Source organism: Aquitalea sp. USM4, assembly GCF_004328945.1.
In the GTDB taxonomy this organism is placed as follows: domain Bacteria; phylum Pseudomonadota; class Gammaproteobacteria; order Burkholderiales; family Chromobacteriaceae; genus Aquitalea; species Aquitalea pelogenes.
Map to the genome: position 1 here is coordinate 3,221,488 of NZ_CP029539.1, position 18,552 is coordinate 3,240,039.

Below are 18,552 nucleotides of genomic sequence, written 5' to 3' on the forward strand. Positions count from 1 at the left end.
TCATGCAGGACATGAGGCAAATCGTAGGGAAAGTCAGGACGGGGGAAGATCGGGAAGGGGTTCGGTACAGCCAGGTGGCGATGAGTGATATCTGAGATTGGTAGCCCGCTAAGCCATTGCATTTTCATGCAATATGGGTATTGTCATGGTAAGGTATGTCAGGCTGCTAGTAATCGGAAAGAGTCAGCTTTCGACCAGGAGCGGCCATTGCCGAGATATGGGGCCAAGGTCTCAAATTTGGCCTAAGCGGTCATTCCTTGATGGGATCAGCAATGACCGCTTCGTAACTGAATTCCGGACGCGCTCCCTATCGGAAAGAGACGCTCACAGCATTTCTAGATCCTAAGTACACCTTTTTCATCATGCTTGGCCAGAAAATACACTCAGAATAAACAATCTTAGTTTTGCTACGCTGCTATATACCTAGAGATATGAACCTACTGCTTAAGCATGAACTAGAAGGCCCTCCGGCATCTGCTGCACAACTCGCACTTCGGCTCCATATGAATAGTAGTTCAGAGCTGGTAGTTGATCTTCCTGAAGAATGGGAAGGGGTTGTCAAAGAGTATACCGCAACCCATGAAATCTCTGCCGGGCAATTAATACTTCGGTCCCTTGTTGCTCGCAACGAACTGCTTGCTAAGTATCTTTTTGATCGCCACTTTGACAGGGACGAAATTGATGCTGCGGCCCTGTTCTCGATCGCACATACACTGTGGGTTCGAGAAATTGGTCACGAAGACTTTGTTTCTGGAAGACTGGTCTCCGCTACTCAAGTCCATCATGACTTCTTTGATCTCGCAACAAAAGCTCTTGAGGCTGGCGAACACTGCTTCGACATATTCAATGTACTCGAAGCAACTCTTCGGTACACCACAAGCATTTCTTTTGAAAAATTATTGAAGTTTTGCAAGGTTCAAGCCATCGCAATCAAAGGTGATCTGGCTTCGGGTAGGTTCTATAGTATTCTTGAAAGTTGGTTGTCGCGATATCCAGAGGTTGCGAGAGAAGTCCTCCAAAGGGAATGGAGTAGTATTAATGATGACACAGTGAATTTATTCGCAGCCTCCCTGTTGGCCTTGGCTCCCCATTTTCCTCGGGAGGCCGTTAGTCTGCTATTAGATGAGGGAAACAAAGGCGATTTTTTAGAGCAGCATCACAAGGTTTGGATATGTGGGCGACTACTACTTTTACCCGATCTTTCTGCTACGGAAAGAAATCGCCTACAACTCTTCATACTCAACGGTTTCGCTCAGTTTGATGAGGTAACTCGTCTCCAGGCAATTGGATCTGCAACAACAGTGCTGCATTTAACCGACCAATTCGACGAAGCACTGTGTGAGGCCGCTGAAAAAAACAAACAAGCTGTGTTAGTGGCAATTGGAGATTCCTTATTTCAGCATTCAACCGAGCTTTACGAACAAGGAAGATTTCTGATTTGGCTCCCTTTACTCACCCAGCTAGAGTCAGAGCATAGCTTGGATGGACTTGATTTAGCGCTTTCCAAGATTTTTGAAAGATCTGTTGAAGCCCAGGACCTCATAATCGAGTTTTTATCTTCCTGGGCTATTCAAAACGCTGACGATTTCCCGATTGATAAGAAATTTGCTATTAAATTTGATCAATGTTTGTTGAAAATTAGTGGGCAGGCAGCCCTTTTTGCCAAGGTCATCACGAACTGGCTTAATCACGACGACCCAAAACTGGCTGCCGTGGTAGCTGGAATGCTGGGAGAGCTAGAATTAAGGGGTGGGCCTCCGGTGCATTTCGACCCAATAATCATTGAGAGCATGTCTGTAGAGGATCTGATATTCATCGGAGGACGTTTACTCGGCTTTGTACACAGTACCAAACAACTGTTGTCGCTTAGCCTGTCTATGCTCGATGTTGCCCCTGAAAGTTTCCCGCGAGTTATTCCACTACTGCATACCCTTATTGTTGATGAGATCGGATACGACTATCCAAGTACTACACTTAAGGCGCTGGAGAGCTTGATTGAAAATGATTGTAGGTCGGAAATACTAGAAGTGCTCAATCAGTGGAAAACCTCTCTAGAGAGTCGGATCAAAGAAACCGAAGAACTTCCTCGATTAAACGAATTAAAGCCATCGACACATCTCCAACGTCAATTTGCACTTGCCCGCGCAAAACAAATGGAAAAGTCAAGAGAAGAAGCTGCCAAGCAATCAATTTTCAGGAAAATTGCAACGCAAATATCCCTTAAGGCGGGAAAAGGATGCTTTAGTTATCACGATGGAAATTTTCGGGAGCCTAGCCAGCTATCAAGCTTCTCGTACTCAATAGAATTACCTCGGCGAGAAGTTCTTGATCCTGTCGGTTATGCCATCCGTGGATATCGATTGAGAACAATAAAAAGGTCGGCTAAATGAAACTGATCCTGGCGCATTACCTTCGCACACTTCGCGAGCGGGATGAATTTGATCGTTTGCTACCTGAACTTGTTATCGAAATGGGATATGTCCCTTTGGGCAAGCCACAGACCGGAGTAAGGCAGTATGGAGTAGATTTTGCCGCTGTTGGGCAATCTCTTGAGGACGGAGTAAGAGAGATCCTGCTGTTCGTTATTAAGCAAGGAGACATTGGGAGAAATGATTGGCATGGAGACCCTAGAACTAGCGTGCACCCAACGTTGATCGAAGTACTCGAAGTTTATCTAACAACGCACCTTGCTCCTGAACATCAACAGCTCAGGAAAGTCGTAATCGTAGCAACAACTGGTGATCTAAAGCAGGAGCTACATCTTAACTGGAAGGGCTTTGTTGAAAGTAATCATGCAAGAGCCAAGTTTGAATTCTGGAGCGGAGACCACGTTGCATCCCTCTTGGAGCGTCACCTCTTGGATGAGCACCTTTTTGCTGAATCAGACAGAACAGATCTGCGCAAAGCCCTTGCCCTTGCAGGAGATCGAGATTATGACTTTCGCGATCTCCAGAAAGTCTTGCGTCGGCAACTTGGTTTGAACAACGATGGAACTGTTTCCGAGCCCTCGTCAAACATCCGACAACTCACTAAAGCGATCTATCGTGCGAACCTTGCAGCTCAGGTATGTGCTCATTGGGCGCAAAGTGATGGAGATCGAAAGCAGGCACTGTGGGTTGCGGAGCGAACCCTTCTTTGGACATGGCATCGCATTCAATTTACCGATCCAGCTAGCCGAAAAGAATTGTACAAAGCGCTTGGCGATCCTTGGGCCTCCTATTCGAATGCAGCAAAAGAATACGTAGAAGCAATTCAGCTACATGCATCGGTTCGCGATGGGATGGCAGGATATTGCAGAGAGAATGTTGAGTTCTCCTTGGTGTTGTTCGAGCATATCGGGTTGCTGGCAACCATTGGATTAAGCCAAGTGCTCACCCCTGTGGAAGGCGACGCCGCTAAAGAAATACAACAAAATAATGTTGAAATTGTCGGTCAGACTCTACTGAATATCATAAACAATAATAACGCCACATCGTCTCCTCGGCTGGATAGAAATGTTTGTGAACTTTGTTTGGCATTGATATTTCTCATCAGTATCGGAAGGGATGCCGAGGCGGAATTATGGTTAACAGAAATTGCGCATAGATTACATTTCAGTTTTATCACAAAACGTTCATTTCCAATTGGAACTGACTCTCTTGATGACTTAGTTGAGTTTGAAGTATCGCCAAACGAAGAGATGGCTAAAAAAATGATGAGCACTTCCTGGATGCTCGCGACGGTTGCATCATGGTGCGCTATTGGTCATTTGGAAGAACCATATTCACTACTAACTAATGGGTATGAAAAAGCGTATTCCGAAATTTGCCCTCAGCTTTGGCATCCAACGGAAGACTGGCCAAGATATTGGTATTACCAAACCTCATACTACGAGCATGGAGAGACAGAAGCACCATATTCACTTCCCAAGAATTCTGATGAGCTTCGGGCTAGGGTCGGTAAATTTAATGGATTAGAAAAATACAATTGGGCAAAGCATTCTCAAACGGCTCCAATAGGTTTGTGGCCGATTGACTTCATCGCTGCCCGACATTTCCAGTTGCCTGTTCCTGCCCATTTTTGGTTTCAAATTGCTGACTTCAGAAGTGGTCGCGTCCAGAGTTTTGTGTAAAGCTGCTATTGGCACTGTTCTGCTGAACGGCTGCTTTGGCCGATATGGGGGCTATGGGCCGATATGCTCTGACTTCCGTTTTGTGTGGTTCGCCGATGTAGTAGAAGTAAAAATGGCCCATCAGGGCCATTTTTTATTCAGAACAACGAGCCTTGTCCGGTATCACTCAGCGGTACTCAGTCATCTCCCTTATCCAGAATCTCCTCAATCCTGCGTTCACACAGCCGGTATTTCGTCACCAGCACGTTGTTGATGGTGGCGTTGTTGCCCAGCTTCAGGCAGTTGCTGCCGCCGTAGGCTTCCATCAGTTTGATGGTGGCACTCCGGCTGATCCGGTCGATGATGGTGCCGACGTATTCCGGGACCAGATGCAAGGCACGCCGCTATTGAGTAAAAAGCTTCAAGCCAACAGCCCTCCTATCCATTAAATAGCCGGGCTGTTCTGCACGGGTGACTACGCGGGTTCAAGCCTGCAATTGCTGCTGCAAACCCAGCAAGCCCTGCATCAAGTGATTGCGATAGGCATCAGACGGGTGCAGGGCCAGCAAGGCCATCACTGCCTCCAGCGTCTGGGCCTGTTCCCGCAATGCGGATTCCAGCTGGGCAAAGCCATGTGCCAACTCCTGCACCGGGCTGCGCAGCGCGGCAAAGCGGTCCTGCTGGAGCATGGCTTGCAGCAGGACGATGTGTTGGCGCATCAGGGGGAGGACGGGTGTGGTGGTTTGGTGTGTCATGGGTGTTGCTCCTGAGATGGTGTATAGAGCAACGACGGGGTGGCGGAAGACCTGCTTAAGGCGGTAAACGGTGCAATACAGGATAGGAAGATACGCATCAGAAGGCTCCAGAAAGCAGCTGGAATCTGCTCCCTACGACGCCAATCGCGGGTGGCAGGCGCATGGCGGGATTGGCGTTACCGGCTTCCTTCCCGGCGCCTCAAAAGAGGCTCCCACCATGGCCCGCCATAAAAAAGGCAAAGCAATGGTGTGTGGACTGGTACGCAAGCGCGTAGCAGTCCGGGAAGCTCGGGACGCCAATCCCGGTGCCGCTATTGAACGGCACGGAGGGGATTATCTAGTGCTGCGGGTGGGAAGGCAAGAAACATGGGGGTAAGGCGAGCGGGGCCAGGTGGGGCATGGTGTACGGAGCGCGGGTCGTGGATGGCAACGCAGTGCAAGCTTGCGTCAGCGGGTGACGCAAGGTTTAAACGCGACGTGCTTGCCTTAGCTGGCGGCGGGCCTGCGCCAGGTCCCAGGCGCTTTGCAGCGCCATCCAGAACTGTGCGTCCTGGCCGAACACGCAGGCCAGCCGGATGGCGGTATCCGGGCTGATGCCGCGCTTGCCGCCAATCAGTTCGTTCAGCCTGCGCCGCGAGATGCCCAGTCGTCGTGCGGCATCGGTCTGGCTCATGCCGGATGGCGCAAGAAAGCGGCTATCCAGAAAACGGCCGGGGTGCAGCGGGGTGCGGGCACTGACGAGCGGAGTGGACATGGTGGTGGGTGTGGATGGGGTTTGAGGCTGAGTTGATTTGCCGCCAGCGCGAACTGGCGGCAGTTCGAAAAATCTCAGAGTTATATCAGGAAAATGAAAACGTCAGGGACAAGGCGCGCCGACGCAGACAGTACACTGAGTACGGCAAGGAGGCGCAACGCAGTAGCTGACGTTTTTTGTCCTAATCCTTGAACATGCGGAAACCGCTGATCATGGTCGACACCATGCTCTGCTTGGACATGATGTCCTCGCGGATGGCGGCATACACGTGAATCATCACGAACAAAATGATGGACCACATGCCCAGACGGTGCCAGTTGTGTACGGTAAGGCTGTTGCCGCCAAAGGCGGAAATCACCCAGCCAAAGCCCTGATAGGCCCAGCTCTTGGTGCCCAAGCCTTCGCCGTACAGCGCAAAGCCGGTAAAGCACATGAAGACGGCCACCCACAGGAAGCTGGCCATGGCGATCTGCCCTACCGGGTTGTGGCCGATGTATTTTTTCGGATAGCGCTCCAGAAACAGATACCAGCGCACTTCAAAGAAAAATTCCTTCCACCAGCCCTTGTCCCACACCGGCACCAGGATGATCTCGCGTGCATGGTGATTACCCACCAGCGCCCAGTACAGCCGGCCTATCAGGCCGATGGCCAGAATGTAGCCGGCGGTGAAATGGGCAAAACGGATATAGCCCATGACGAAGTTGAAGGTGGCCTCACCGGGTACTGAAGGCAGGGGCTTGCCAATCAGGTAGCCGGTTACCGACAGGGTGATGATGCACAGCACGGTAATCCAGTGCCAAAGGCGTACCGGTGCCTCGTAGACATAAACCGACGTGACCTTGCGGCCCAGGCCCTGCGGGGCGTTGCCGTCGAAGCCGTAGCTTTTCATGTTGAATCTCCTGTTTTCCCGCCGTACCGCCACGCTGCCGGCCATCCCGGGAGTGATGGGCACTCCGGCCAGCGTGGCGGACGATCAGGAAGTTCGCCAGCACCGCCTGCGGGGGGAGCGGGGGGTGCCGACTGGTCAATCGTCGTGCCGTCTGCCGGGCAGGGGGTGCCGCCGGGCGGACGGGCGCGACGAACTCAACGTACTTTCACACTCACCAGCTCGCCGCCGTCCTCGCCGATCACATGGGTGGAGCAGGCAAGGCAGGGGTCGAAGCTGTGCAGGGTGCGCAGGATTTCCAGCGGCTGATCCGGCACTGCCATCTTGGTGCCCATCAGCGAGGCTTCGTATGCGCCGATCTGGCCCTTGGCGTCACGCGGGCCGGCATTCCAGGTGGTCGGTACCACGCACTGGTAGCTGTCGATGCGGGTATCGGCAATTTTCAGCCAGTGGCCCAGTGCTCCGCGCGGTGCCTCGGTAAAGCCCACACCCTTGGCGGCGGCCGGCCAGCTGGCCGGGTCCCACTTCTCCACGTTGGCAGTTGCCGTGTCGCCGTTCTTGATGTTGCTGATCAGGCGGTCGAAGAAGTAGCGCATCTTGTTGGCAGCCCAGGATGATTCCAGCGCACGGGCGGCGGTACGGCCCAGGGTGGAGAACAAGGCTTCCTTGGGTGCGCCCAGCGCATGCAGCAGCTTGTCCACCGGCTCCTTGAACTCCGGCTTGTTCTGGTGGTAGCCGATCAGGTAGCGCGCCAGCGGGCCCACTTCCATGGCGTGGCCCTTCCAGCGCGGCGACTTGATCCACGAGTACTTGGCCGATTCGTCCAGTTGCTCGATGCGGGTCTTGCTGCCCTTGTGCTTGGCACCCAGCTCGAATTTGGGCGCGGTGATGCCATCGAAGGGGTGCAGGCCCTTGCTGTCGTCGCCATAGCTGTACCAGCTGTGGGTGACGAATTCCTGGATTTCATCCGGGGCGTACAGGTCGATCGGGTGGATTTCGTTGAACTTGCCGTTGATGATGGCACCACGCGGCAGCAGCAGGCTGCTTTCGCTGTAGTCATTGGCATGGTCGGGGAAGTCGCCGTAGGACATCACGCTCTGGCTGGCCAGGCCGCCGCCGATGGCTGCCCAGTCCTTGTAGAAGCCGCCGATGGCGATGACGTCCGGAATGTAAACCTGCTCGCAGAAGGTGATGGTGCGGTCGATGATCTGCGATACCAGGTTCAGCCGCTCCATATTGATGGCACCGACTGCGCCCACGTCATCGATATTGATGGCGCAGGGCATGCCGCCCACCAGCCAGTTGGGGTGGGGGTTCTTGCCGCCGAAGATGGTGTGGATCTTGACGATTTCCTTCTGGAAATCCAGCGCTTCCAGATAGTGGGCCACGGCCATCAGGTTGGCTTCCGGCGGCAGTTTCATCGCCGGGTGACCCCAGTAGCCATTGCGGAAGGGGCCCAGCTGGCCGGATTCGACAAAGCGCTTCAGCCGCGATTGCAGGTCACGGAAATAACCGGGGCTGGACAGCGGCCAGTCGGAAATGCTCTGCGCCAGCTCACTGGTTTTCTTCGGGTCGGCCTTGAGGGCGGACACCACGTCCACCCAGTCCAGCGCGTGCAGGTGGTAGAAGTGCACCAGGTGGTCGTGCACATACAGCGCCGCCTGCATGATGTTGCGGATCAGGTTGGCGTTTTCGGGAATCTTGATCTTCAGCGCGTCTTCCACGGCGCGCACCGAGGTCAGCGCGTGGGTGCCGGTGCACACACCGCAGATGCGCTCGACAAAGGCCCAGGCGTCACGCGGGTCGCGGCCCTTGAGAATCACTTCCAGGCCGCGCCACATGGTGCCGGTGGAGACGGCATTGGTGATGATGTTGTTGCTGTCGATGTTCACTTCGCAGCGCAGGTGGCCTTCGATACGGGTGACCGGGTCCACCACCACGCGGCGGCCGCTATTGTCCAGGGTAAAACCTTGGGTCTGGTAGGACATCAGACTTTCTCCTCGTTCTTGTCTTTATTCTGTGCGGCGGCCTGGTCCAGCGGCTGCAGGTCCTGCTTTTTCAGCATGGTGCTCTTGATGGCGCTGACCGCGGCATGGGCGGCAATGGCAGCCCCGGCGGTGCCGGCCACGGTAAAGCCGATCTTGTCGGCATTGGCTTCCACGCCGAACTGCGGAATGGAAGTGACGCGGTCGTAGAAGGAACCCTTGTCCCAGAAGCCTTCTTCCGAACAGCCAATGCAGCCGTGGCCGGACTGGATGGGGAAGGACACGCCGTCGTTCCAGCGCACGGTGGAACAGGCGTTATAGGTGGTGGGGCCTTTGCAGCCCATCTTGTACAGGCAGTAGCCCTTGCGCGCGCCTTCGTCGTCCCAGCTCTCGACAAACTGACCAGCGTCAAAGTGCGGGCGGCGATAGCATTTATCATGGATGCGCTGGCCGTAGAACATCTTCGGCCGGCCCTGGCGGTCCAGTTCCGGAATCTTGTCGAAGGTGACCATATAGGTGATCACGGCGGCCATCACTTCCGGGATGGGCGGGCAGCCCGGCACCTTGATGACCGGCTTGTCCAGAATCACCTGATGCACAGGCGTGGCGCGGGTGGGGTTGGGCTTGGCGGCCTGCACGCAGCCCCAGCTGGCACAGGAACCCCAGGCGATCAGCGCCTTGGCATCGGCCGATACGCGCTTGAGTTTTTCTACAAAGGGTTCGCCACCGGGGAAGCAGTACATGCCGTCCTCATTGAGCGGTGGGTTGCCTTCCACGGCCACGATGTAATTGCCTTTGTGGTTCTTGATCAGGTCGTCAAGAATGGCCTCGGCCTGATGCCCGGCAGCAGCCATGATGGTGTCGTCGTAATCCAGCGAGATCAGCGACAGGATGGCGTCCTTGGCCAGCGGGTGGGCCGAGCGGATGAATGACTCGGTACAGCAGGTGCATTCCAGGCCGTGCAGCCAGATCACCGGCACACGCGGTTTGGTTTCCAGTGCATAGGCAATGCGCGGGACAAAAGCCGAGCCCAGGCCCAGCGAGGTGGCGGTCAGGCTGCAGAACTTCAGGAAGCTGCGTCGGGTCACGCCCTGGCGACGCATGGCTTGATAGAAAGTCTCCATGTGGTTACGCTCCTCCATGCCATGCAAATGGCATTCGATGTGTTTTAATTGTTGTGCCGGATCTGCGTTGTTCGTGGTCTGTCCGGACAGGCTGGCGGTGTTGCAAGCTGTCAGTGGGTTTCAAATTCCGTGCCAGGCTTTGGGTTGTGACAAGTCTTTTAAAATCAGTGAATTGCTTTGGCGGCAAAGAAAAGTACTGCAAACTTTGTTTTCGGTTTTGCGGCAAAGTGGAAAATATCGTGCAGCTGACCGGCTGCAATTAAATAGCCAGATTCGTTTTATGGTGTTAAGTGAAAAATGTATAATGCCGCTGTAATGAACAGTAAATTGCTTACAGGTCTAGGATGATGTCTCCGCTGATGCAGCCCATAGAGCAGATTGCCTCCTCGGATATTCTCAGTTGCACGCCCGAGACGCCGGTGCATCAGGCTGCCGCCATGATGATGGAGAGCGGCTGCGGTTCCATCGTGGTGTTTGATGCGCCCGGTCATGCGTTGGGTATCTGGACCGAAACCGATGCCTTGTCGATCGACCTGACCGACCCGGTGGCACGTCGCCAGCCGATCAGCCAGGTAATGAGTACGCCGGTGGTGACCCTGTCACACCAGTTGAGCGTGCATGACGCGGTGGGGCGCTTTCGCAGCAACGGCATCCGCCATGCGCTGGTAGAGAAGCATGGCGACATTGTCGGCCTGGTTTCCCTCTCCGACGTAGTGCTGTGCCAGGGCACCGAGGCCTTTCTCGGCCTGAAGCGGCTGGATGGCATCCTGGCCCCGCCGGCAGCCATCCTGCAGGCGGCTGACAGCCTGACAGCCGCCTTGAGCTGCATGCGCGAACAACAGCTGACCGCCATTGGCATACAGTTTCCCGACGGCAGCTACGGCATCCTCACCCAGCGGGATGTCGTCGGCATGGTGGCCAGCGGCCAGGTGGATGCCGACCTTGGGCGCATTTGCACCAGGCCGGTGATTGGCGTGTCGGTCAGCACCAGCCTGCTGCAGGCCCGGCGTGTCATCCTGCAGCACCAGATCCGCCACCTGGCGGTTTTCGATGGCGATCAGCGTCTGGTTCACATTGTCGGTTTCCGCGAAATCATCCAGAGCATCGAGCACGAGTTCCTGCTGGAGCTGCATGGCGCACTGCGCGAGCGTGACGAAGCGCTGATCCAGTCGCGCCAGAGCCTGCTGCTGGCTGACAAGGTATTTGAAGCCACCATGGAAGGCATTGTCATTACCGATGGCAACGGCATCATCCAGTCGGTCAACCCGGCCTTCACCCGCATTACCGGCTACAGCCGTGAGGAAGCCATCGGCAAGACCCCGGCCTTGCTCAAGTCCGGCAAGCAATCACCGGAATTCTACGAATACCTGTGGCGCTGCCTGCGACACGATGGTGCCTGGCAGGGCGAGGTGGTGAACCGCCGCAAGAACGGCCTGTTGTATACCGAGCACTTGAGCATTACCGCCATCCGTGACGAGCGTGGCGAATGCCTGCATTACGTGGCCGTGTTTTCCGACATCACCCAGCGCAAGCAGGCCGAGGAACGCCTGCACTTCCTGGCCAATCATGACGCGCTGACCGGCCTGCCCAACCGTACCTTGTTCATCGAGAAACTGCAGTCGGCGGTGGAGCAGGCGCGGCAGTTCGATCGCCGCTTTGCCTTGCTGTTCATCGACCTGGACCGCTTCAAGATGGTGAACGACACCCTGGGGCATCATGCCGGTGACGAGCTGTTGGTGCGCATTGCCAGCGAGCTGCAACGCATCGTGCCCAATCTGTCCACCGTAGCGCGCCTGTCCGGCGACGAATTCACCGTGCTGCTGGAAAACATCGTCACCGTGCAGCAGGTGGCCAGCCGGGCGCAGAGCATTCTGGATGCCATTTCCGCCGAATCCACCGTGGCCGGGCAGGGCGTGTTCATTTCCGCCAGTATCGGCATCAGCATGTTCCCGGAAGACGGTGCCATGGCGGATGCCTTGCTGGTGAATGCCGACACCGCCATGTACCGGGCCAAGGAGCGCGGCAAGAACAATTTCCAGTTTTACACCGCCGACATGAATGCGCGGGCGATAGAGCGGCTGAAGATGGAATACAGCCTGCACCGCGCACTGGCGCAGGATGAACTGGAAGTGTGGTACCAGCCCAAGGTGGAACTGGCCTCGGGCCGCATCATCGGCGGCGAAGCCTTGCTGCGCTGGCAGCATCCGGACATGGGGCTGATCTCCCCGGCGCAGTTCATTCCCATTGCCGAGGAAAGCTCGCTCATCACCAGCATCGGCGAATGGGTGCTGGACAACAGCTGTGCATCCATCCGCCGCTGGCGTGACGCCGGGCTGTTGCAGGGGCGTATTGCGGTGAATGTATCCGGCCGACAGCTGAAGTATTCCAGCATTGTCGACACGGTAGCCCAGGCGCTGGAACGTCATGGCCTGCCCAGCAGCGCGCTGGAGCTGGAAATCACCGAAAGCGTGGCCATGGATGAAGACAGCGGCATGGTGGAGGTATTGCACCGCCTGCAGGCGCTGGGCATTTACCTGTCGATTGACGACTTCGGCACCGGCTATTCCAGCCTGTCCTACCTCAAGCGCCTGCCGGTTCGCGGCTTGAAGATTGATCAGAGCTTCATCATGGACCTGCATCAGGACCGGGACGATGCCGCCATCACCCAGGCCATCATTTCCATTGCCCGCAGCCTTGGGCTGGATCTGGTGGCCGAAGGCGTGGAGCTGGATGAGCAGCGTCGCTTCCTGGTAGAACAGGGCTGTGAGTGCGGGCAGGGTTATCTGTTTAGCAAGCCGGTGCCTGCCGCTGTATTCGAAAGCCTGCTGCGCGCCCAGCAGGGCTAGACATCACCAGCTGCCGGGCTGGCATGCCGGCAGTGGCTGCGATATGCTGAGCGGATGCCTCGTTCGCCAGCCACGCCTTCTTCTGCCTCCAGCCAGTCACAGCCCTTGTTCTGGCGTGACCCGGCCTTGCCCTTCCTGGAAATCCGCACGGTACAGGACGGGCGGCAGGTGTGTTACGCCCGTCACTCGCACGAGCATTTTTCCATTGGTGCCATCACTGGCGGTGTCAGCACTTACCTGAGTCTGCAAGACCGCTATCAGGTGGCGCATGGCAGCGTGGTGCTGATGAATCCGGGTGAGGTGCATGCCTGCAATCCGATTGCCAATCAGGCATGGTCCTACCACATGCTGTATGTGGATACCGCCTGGCTGGCGCAACTGCAAGTCGAACTCGGGCTGAGTGCCAATCAGGATTTCCATTGTTTTTCCCCGCGCTTGAGCGAGGATGCACGCCTGTTTGGCGAACTGCAGCAACTGGTGGCTACTTGCCGGACCCCGGATATGGCCCTGCTTGGCAAGCAGGAGGCGGCCACAAGCTTCTTTGCGCAGTTGCACAGCCGCTTGCACACCGTGACGCCGGACAGCACGGAGCAGCACCGGCGCTTGCAACGGGTGGCTGAGTTCATTGACGATCAATACGCCAGTGATTTGCGGCTGGAAGATATCTGCGCCGCGTCCTCCTTGTCTGCTTCTTATCTGATTCGCGCCTTCCGCCAGCGCTATCACATGACGCCGCATGAATATCTGCTGGACCGGCGCATCCGGCGCGGCAAGACACTGCTGCGCAGTGGCCAGTCCATCGCCCAGGTCGCGCAGACCCTGGGCTTTGCCGACCAGGCCCACTTCCAGCGCACCTTCAAGCGGCTGGTGGCGGCTACGCCCGGTCAGTACTGTCGCAGCAGCGGCTGAATCACTCCAGTAGCAAGTAGAGCGCGCTGCCAGCCAGCAGCAAGGACAACAGGCGGTTGAACAGCCGCACATGCCTGGGCTCGCGCAAATACGGCTGCAAGCGCGCTCCCGCCCATGCCCAGCAGGCAATCGACCCGTAGCAGATGACAAAATAAATGGCGGCAAAACGCCATACCAGCAGTGTGTCACCCTGGCTGGCAAATGCCCCCATGCCGGCCAACGAAGCCAGCCAGGCCTTGGGATTCAGCCACTGCATCAGTGCGCCCTGGCGAAACGAGGGTCGCTGGCTGCTGGTGTGCAGTTCGCCATTATCCCGGGCCAGTTTCCAGGCCAGATACAGCAAAAACGCGACCCCGGCATACTGGATCAGCCGGGCAGCGGCAGGCAGTCCGTCCAGCAGTTCGGCAAGACCAAGGCCGGTCAGCAGAAACAGCACGGTAAAGCCGATGGTGGCGCCGCTGACATGGCGCAGGCTGGGCAGGAAGCCATGGCTGACGCCACAGCCGAAAGCCACGATATTCACCGGACCGGGTGAGATGGAAGCGGCCAGCGCAAAGGCGGCCATGGAGAGCAGGACTTGCATGTCTATCCTCGACAGGTGGGAACAGTCTGAGAAGATAGAGCGCCAGTTGCGTCCGGTATTGAAGAAAATTGCCCACTGCATGGGGTAAGGACAACTGCGGCAGGCAAGAAAAAAGGGATGCCGGAGCATCCCTTTTTGTCTGCCAGAGGGCAGGGTATTACTGCTGGATCTTGGCCTGGGCCTTCAGGTCACCAACGAATTTCTCGATACGAGCACCCATGATGCGCTGGGTCAGCTGCGGACGGGCATCGTCCAGCGACGGCACGTTGCGTTCGGTGCGGACGTCGTCCAGCTTGATCACGTGCCAGCCAAACTGGGTTTTCACCGGCTTGGCAGTAACCTGACCCTTGCTCAGCTTGGCCATGGCGTCAGAGAATTCCGGCACGAAAGTGCCAGCTTCCTGCCAACCCAGATCGCCACCATTACCCTTGCTGCCCGGGTCCTTGGACTTTTCCTTGGCCAGTTGGTCGAAAGCCTTGCCCTTGCGCAGGGCTTCGATCACGGCCTTGGCTTCGGCTTCGCTGCCTACCAGGATGTGGCGGGCGTGGTATTGCTTGGTTTCCGGTACCGATGCAACCAGCTTGTCGTATTCGGCCTTCAGTTGCTCATCCGTTACCGGGTTGGCTTTCTGGAAGTCGCGGATCACGCGGTTGGCCAGGGCCATGGCTTCCATGTTCTGCAGCTCGGCCTTGAATTCCGGAGTCTTGTCCAGACCCTTCTTCACGGCTTCCTGACGCAGTACTTCGGCGGTGATCAGTTGATCCTTCACCATGTCCTTGGTCTTGTCGTCAGCAGCCTGGCCTTGGGAGGCCATCATCTGTACCACGGCGTCGATACGCGCCTGGGAGATCTCATTGCCATTCACGGACGGGCCGGCAGCGAGGACGGCAGTGGTGCTCAGGGCGGCCAGCAGGGCGCTTGCCAGCAAAGTCTTGCGCATATTGTATTTCCTGTTGTTACGACGGGGTGGTGTTACTGGATTTTCGCCTTGCTGCGCAAATCATCCACTGCCTTGGCAATGGCTTCTTCCTGCAGCTGACGCTCGATTTGCGGCTTTACCTCAGCCAGCGGCGGCAGTTTGGCATCACGGATATCTTCTACCTTGAAGATGATCCAGCCTACGCGGGTCTGCATCGGCTTGCTGCTGAACTGACCCTTTTTCAGGTCTTTCAGGATGTCAGCCAGTTGCGGCTCCATGCGTGCGAGATTACCCCAGCCCATGTCACCGCCATTTTGCTTGGCTGCCGGGTCCAGTGAGCGGGTTTTGGCCAGCTCGTCAAACTTGGCACCCTTTTTCAGGCTGTCGATGATCTTCATCGCATCAGCTTCGCTGCCAACGGTAATCTGGCGGGCGTGGATGTCCTTGGTACCGGCAAACTTGCTCTGGGTCTGGTTGTAGCGTTCTTGCAGCTGGGCATCAGTGATCGGGATGTTCTTTACCAGATCGGCAAACAGCGCTTCACGCAGCATGTCCTGACGCACTTCTTCCATGCGCTTGATAAAGGCCGGTTGCTGGTCCAGCTTGCGGTTCTGCGCTTCTTGCAGAATCACTTCACGGTTGATCAGGGTGTCTTTTACTTGCTGACGCAGGGCAGGGGAATCCTGCACATTGCCATTGCTGTTCTGTACGACAACGGCCACAGCGTTGTCCAGATCGGTCTTGTCGATGGACTTGCCATTGACGGTGGCAATGGATTCGGCCAGGGCCGGAACACTGATGGTTGCAGCCAGCAGCAAGGCGGCGATGTGGTTCTTTTTCATTGACGGTTCTTCCTCGGAATCAAAGTTCTTCAGGTGTCAGTGCGCGGATGGCCAGCGCATGCACCCGGGTTTTCATCAGATCACCCAGCGTGGCGTAGACCAGGCGGTGACGGGCGACGCTGTTCAGACCGGCAAAACGGGTGGAGACAATCAGGACATCGTAATGACCACCGCCCGAACGCGCACCGGCATGGCCGGCATGTGCCGCGCTGTCGTCATGGATTTCCAGATGTTCCGGGTCCAGCTGCTGCAAAGCTGCCTGCAGCAGCGCGACGGTATCGATCATGCCGGGAATACCTTGCGGAAGGGCTTCACCTCCACCGCAGCATAAACGCCAGCGGCGACATAGGGGTCGGCATCAGCCCAGTTGCGGGCTTCTTCCAGGCTGGCAAATTCAGCCACGATCAGGCTGCCGGTAAAACCGGCGCTGCCCGGATCCACGCTGTCGATGGCCGGGCAGGGGCCGGCCAGTACCAGGCGGCCTTGTTCCTGCAAGGCGGACAGACGGGCCAGATGTTCCGGACGTGCAGCAAGACGCTTTTCCAGGGAGCCGGGGTGATCCTGGCCGCTGATGATATACAGCATTATTTCTTTTCCTCGATGTATTTGGACAGGAACAGGCTTTGCGCAATGACGAACACCACCATCAGGCCCAGACTGCCAAACAGTTTGAAGCTCAGCCAGATTTCGCGGCTGAAATTGAAAGCCACATACAGATTGAGTGCGCCCATGGAGGCAAAAAACACGGCCCAGGCATAGGCCAGCTTGCGCCAGATGGCCTGCGGCAACTGGATTTGCTCACCCATCAGCAGTTTCAGACCGTTCTTGCCCATGAAGTCACTCACCAGCAAGGCGATGGCCATCAGCCAGTACAGCACGGTGAATTTCCAGATGATGAACAGGTCGTTGTGGGAAATCACGGTAGCCGCACCCAGCACCACACTGAGGATCAGGTTGATCCATTGCATGGCATCCACCTTGCGGTGCTTGAACCAGGTCCAGGCAAACAGCAGGGCGGTTGCTGCCACCAGCACCTTGGTGGCCAGGAACATGTCGTGGGTAATCAGGTAACTGCCGAAGAACAGGGCTACCGGAAGGAAGTCGGATAAGAATTTCATGCGGCTGATTATGGGGGCAGCCTGCCTGTTATACAAGACAGGAGCAGGCTGCGAAAATGACATAAGTGTTAACGATTGCTTTGCTTGACCACGCTCAGCGCCGTGGCCACCAGGGCGCTGACATCGGCCACATTGGCCGGCAGGATGACGGTATTGTTCTGCTTGGCCAGCTGGGCAAAGGCCGCCACGTACTGTTCGGCCACTTTCAGGTTGACGGCTTCCATGCCGCCTTCCACCTTCACGGCTTCGGCGACGCGCCGCACTGCGTCTGCCGTGGCATCGGCCACCAGGCGCAGTGCTTCGGCTTCGCCCTGTGCCTTGTTGATGGCAGCCTGCTTGTTGCCTTCCGAGTTATTGATGGTGGCCTGCATTTCGCCCTGGGACTTCTGGATGGCCGCTTCACGCGCACCGTTGGCCAGGTTGATCTGTTCCATCTTCACCCCTTCGGACTGGGCAATGCGGGCGCGTTTTTCCCGCTCGGCGGTAATCTGTGCCTGCATCGAATGCAGGATGTCCTGCGGCGGTACCAGGTCCTTGATTTCATAGCGCAGCACCTTCACCCCCCAGTTGATGGCGGCTTCATCCAGCGAGGCCACCACGATCTGGTTGATCTCGTCACGCTCTTCGAAGGTCTTGTCCAGCTCCATCTTGCCGATTACCGAGCGCAAGGTGGTTTGCGACAGCTGGGTGATGGCCAGCAGGTAGTCGCTGGTGCCGTAGGAAGCGCGTTGCGGGTCGGTTACCTGGAAATACAGGATGCCGTCCACCTTCAGCTGGGTATTGTCGCGGGTTATGCAGATCTGGCTGGGGACATCCAGCGGTACTTCCTTCAGGCTGTGCTTGTAGGCTAGCCGGTCAATGAAGGGGATGAGGATGTTCAGCCCCGGTGTCAGGGTGGCGTGATAGCGGCCCAGCCGCTCCACGATATAGGCATGCTGTTGCGGCACCACCTTGACCGACTTGATGATGAAGATCACCACGGCAGCAAACAGGACAATGACGAATTCCATGATTATCGGCTTTCTTGTTGTGGGGTGGTAAGGAGCAGTACATTGCCGTCGCGCCCGGCGATGGCGGCGCTGTCACCCGGTGCCAGCGCGCTGGCATCCTGTGCACGGGCCTGCCATTCGGTACCGCGATAATGCACACGCAGGTTTTGCTTGTCGATCCGGCTGATTACGCGCACTAGCTGGCCGATGTCCGGGTCGTCCGGGGCTGCCTTGCCTGGCAGCGCAGCAGGTGGCTGTCGTTTGCGCCAGCGGCTTACCGCCACCACACCGGCAATGCCGCCCAGGCTGGCCAGTGTCCAGCACAATGCCTCACTGCCGCCCAGCAGGCTGGCAACGCCACCGGCGGCCAGCGCCACCGCGATGACCAGCAAGTAGAACGTGCCGGACATGAATTCGGCCATCAGCGCCAGCAATGCGCCGATCAGCCACAGGGTAGGAGTCAAGGTTAGCCTGCTTTCATGACGAAAGATTAGGCATTCTCATGCCGAAACGGGTCCAAGACAACTGCTTTCAGCGGTGGTCCGGGTCAGGGAGGGTAGCGCGCAAAGCGACAGCTTGCGCTGGATCAAGCCAGTACTTTTCCAGTGCCAGCCAGCAGGCTTCCAGCAGCAGGGTCAGGCAGATCAGTAGCAGGTTCATCGCATGACTTCCGGAGGGTTGAACGGTTAATGGCGCACGCTGGCGGGAAAGCACGCTACCATGCGCTAATGACTAAGACTTCAGGACAGGTA

20 protein-coding genes are annotated in these 18,552 nt (G+C 56.8%); 5 read left to right on the plus strand and 15 right to left on the minus strand.

What is annotated here, in order from left to right; all coding sequences use genetic code 11:
- Positions 1 to 431 precede the first annotated feature (431 nt).
- The gene (locus DKK66_RS14890; protein WP_131359376.1) at positions 432 to 2,390 is read left to right on the plus strand and encodes a hypothetical protein; all 1,959 of its coding nucleotides are present in this window, start codon (positions 432 to 434) and stop codon (positions 2,388 to 2,390) included.
- Positions 2,387 to 4,111, plus strand: coding sequence for a hypothetical protein (locus DKK66_RS14895; RefSeq protein ID WP_131359378.1), 1,725 nt, complete (start codon positions 2,387 to 2,389; stop codon positions 4,109 to 4,111). The genes DKK66_RS14890 and DKK66_RS14895 overlap by 4 nt, the downstream gene beginning before the upstream one ends.
- Before the next feature lie 176 nt (positions 4,112 to 4,287).
- On the opposite strand, the gene DKK66_RS14900 is transcribed toward DKK66_RS14895, so the two are convergent.
- The 6 genes from DKK66_RS14900 to DKK66_RS14925 form a co-directional block, all read right to left on the minus strand.
- Entirely contained in the window at positions 4,288 to 4,485 is a 198-nt protein-coding gene (locus DKK66_RS14900) for a hypothetical protein (RefSeq protein WP_131359380.1), read from the minus strand.
- Positions 4,486 to 4,575: 90 nt separating this feature from the next.
- Positions 4,576 to 4,845 (minus strand): hypothetical protein, encoded by a 270-nt coding sequence (locus tag DKK66_RS14905; protein WP_131359382.1) that lies wholly within the window; start codon positions 4,843 to 4,845, stop codon positions 4,576 to 4,578.
- A gap of 466 nt (positions 4,846 to 5,311) precedes the next feature.
- Complete coding sequence (locus DKK66_RS14910; RefSeq protein WP_045845126.1) at positions 5,312 to 5,599, minus strand: HigA family addiction module antitoxin; 288 nt, start codon at positions 5,597 to 5,599, stop codon at positions 5,312 to 5,314.
- A 181-nt stretch (positions 5,600 to 5,780) separates the two neighbouring features.
- A complete protein-coding gene (gene cybH, locus DKK66_RS14915; RefSeq protein WP_045845125.1) occupies positions 5,781 to 6,488 on the minus strand; it encodes a Ni/Fe-hydrogenase, b-type cytochrome subunit in 708 nt (235 codons plus the stop codon).
- Between the two features lie 194 nt (positions 6,489 to 6,682).
- Positions 6,683 to 8,473, minus strand: a complete 1,791-nt coding sequence (locus tag DKK66_RS14920) for a nickel-dependent hydrogenase large subunit (protein WP_131359385.1) — start codon at positions 8,471 to 8,473, stop codon at positions 6,683 to 6,685.
- Positions 8,473 to 9,594, minus strand: a complete 1,122-nt coding sequence (locus DKK66_RS14925) for a hydrogenase small subunit (RefSeq protein ID WP_045845123.1) — start codon at positions 9,592 to 9,594, stop codon at positions 8,473 to 8,475. The genes DKK66_RS14920 and DKK66_RS14925 overlap by 1 nt, the downstream gene beginning before the upstream one ends.
- Between DKK66_RS14925 and DKK66_RS14930 the strand changes: the two genes are divergently transcribed.
- Genes DKK66_RS14930 through DKK66_RS14940 form a run of 3 tightly spaced genes read left to right on the plus strand, consistent with a single transcriptional unit; the run spans position 9,593 to position 13,349 of the window.
- A complete protein-coding gene (locus tag DKK66_RS14930; RefSeq protein WP_131359387.1) occupies positions 9,593 to 9,910 on the plus strand; it encodes a hypothetical protein in 318 nt (105 codons plus the stop codon). The two genes, DKK66_RS14925 and DKK66_RS14930, sit on opposite strands and share 2 nt — an antisense overlap.
- A 43-nt stretch (positions 9,911 to 9,953) precedes the next feature.
- Positions 9,954 to 12,440, plus strand: coding sequence for an EAL domain-containing protein (locus DKK66_RS14935; RefSeq protein WP_242673502.1), 2,487 nt, complete (start codon positions 9,954 to 9,956; stop codon positions 12,438 to 12,440).
- A 54-nt stretch (positions 12,441 to 12,494) separates the two neighbouring features.
- Positions 12,495 to 13,349, plus strand: a complete 855-nt coding sequence (locus DKK66_RS14940) for an AraC family transcriptional regulator (RefSeq protein ID WP_062789270.1) — start codon at positions 12,495 to 12,497, stop codon at positions 13,347 to 13,349.
- 1 nt (position 13,350) lies between these two features.
- On the opposite strand, the gene DKK66_RS14945 is transcribed toward DKK66_RS14940, so the two are convergent.
- The 9 genes from DKK66_RS14945 to DKK66_RS20605 all read right to left on the minus strand — a co-directional run bounded on the left by DKK66_RS14945 (position 13,351) and on the right by DKK66_RS20605 (position 18,460).
- Positions 13,351 to 13,932, minus strand: coding sequence for a LysE family translocator (locus DKK66_RS14945; protein WP_045845121.1), 582 nt, complete (start codon positions 13,930 to 13,932; stop codon positions 13,351 to 13,353).
- Positions 13,933 to 14,089: 157 nt separating this feature from the next.
- Entirely contained in the window at positions 14,090 to 14,872 is a 783-nt protein-coding gene (locus DKK66_RS14950; protein ID WP_045845120.1) for a peptidylprolyl isomerase, read from the minus strand.
- A gap of 32 nt (positions 14,873 to 14,904) precedes the next feature.
- A complete protein-coding gene (locus tag DKK66_RS14955; RefSeq protein ID WP_062789268.1) occupies positions 14,905 to 15,693 on the minus strand; it encodes a peptidyl-prolyl cis-trans isomerase in 789 nt (262 codons plus the stop codon).
- Positions 15,694 to 15,712: 19 nt separating this feature from the next.
- Positions 15,713 to 15,979, minus strand: a complete 267-nt coding sequence (locus DKK66_RS14960) for a BolA family transcriptional regulator (protein WP_131359389.1) — start codon at positions 15,977 to 15,979, stop codon at positions 15,713 to 15,715.
- A complete protein-coding gene (locus tag DKK66_RS14965) occupies positions 15,976 to 16,278 on the minus strand; it encodes a YciI family protein (protein WP_045845117.1) in 303 nt (100 codons plus the stop codon). The genes DKK66_RS14960 and DKK66_RS14965 overlap by 4 nt, the downstream gene beginning before the upstream one ends.
- Positions 16,278 to 16,811, minus strand: coding sequence for a septation protein A (locus DKK66_RS14970; protein ID WP_131359391.1), 534 nt, complete (start codon positions 16,809 to 16,811; stop codon positions 16,278 to 16,280). Before DKK66_RS14970 ends, DKK66_RS14965 begins: the two co-directional genes overlap by 1 nt.
- A gap of 68 nt (positions 16,812 to 16,879) precedes the next feature.
- On the minus strand, positions 16,880 to 17,821 hold the full coding sequence (locus tag DKK66_RS14975; protein ID WP_131359393.1) for an SPFH domain-containing protein: 942 nt from the start codon (positions 17,819 to 17,821) through the stop codon (positions 16,880 to 16,882).
- A gap of 2 nt (positions 17,822 to 17,823) precedes the next feature.
- Complete coding sequence (locus DKK66_RS14980) at positions 17,824 to 18,264, minus strand: NfeD family protein (RefSeq protein ID WP_062789259.1); 441 nt, start codon at positions 18,262 to 18,264, stop codon at positions 17,824 to 17,826.
- A gap of 67 nt (positions 18,265 to 18,331) precedes the next feature.
- Complete coding sequence (locus DKK66_RS20605) at positions 18,332 to 18,460, minus strand: hypothetical protein (RefSeq protein ID WP_255434146.1); 129 nt, start codon at positions 18,458 to 18,460, stop codon at positions 18,332 to 18,334.
- Positions 18,461 to 18,552: the final 92 nt, after the last annotated feature.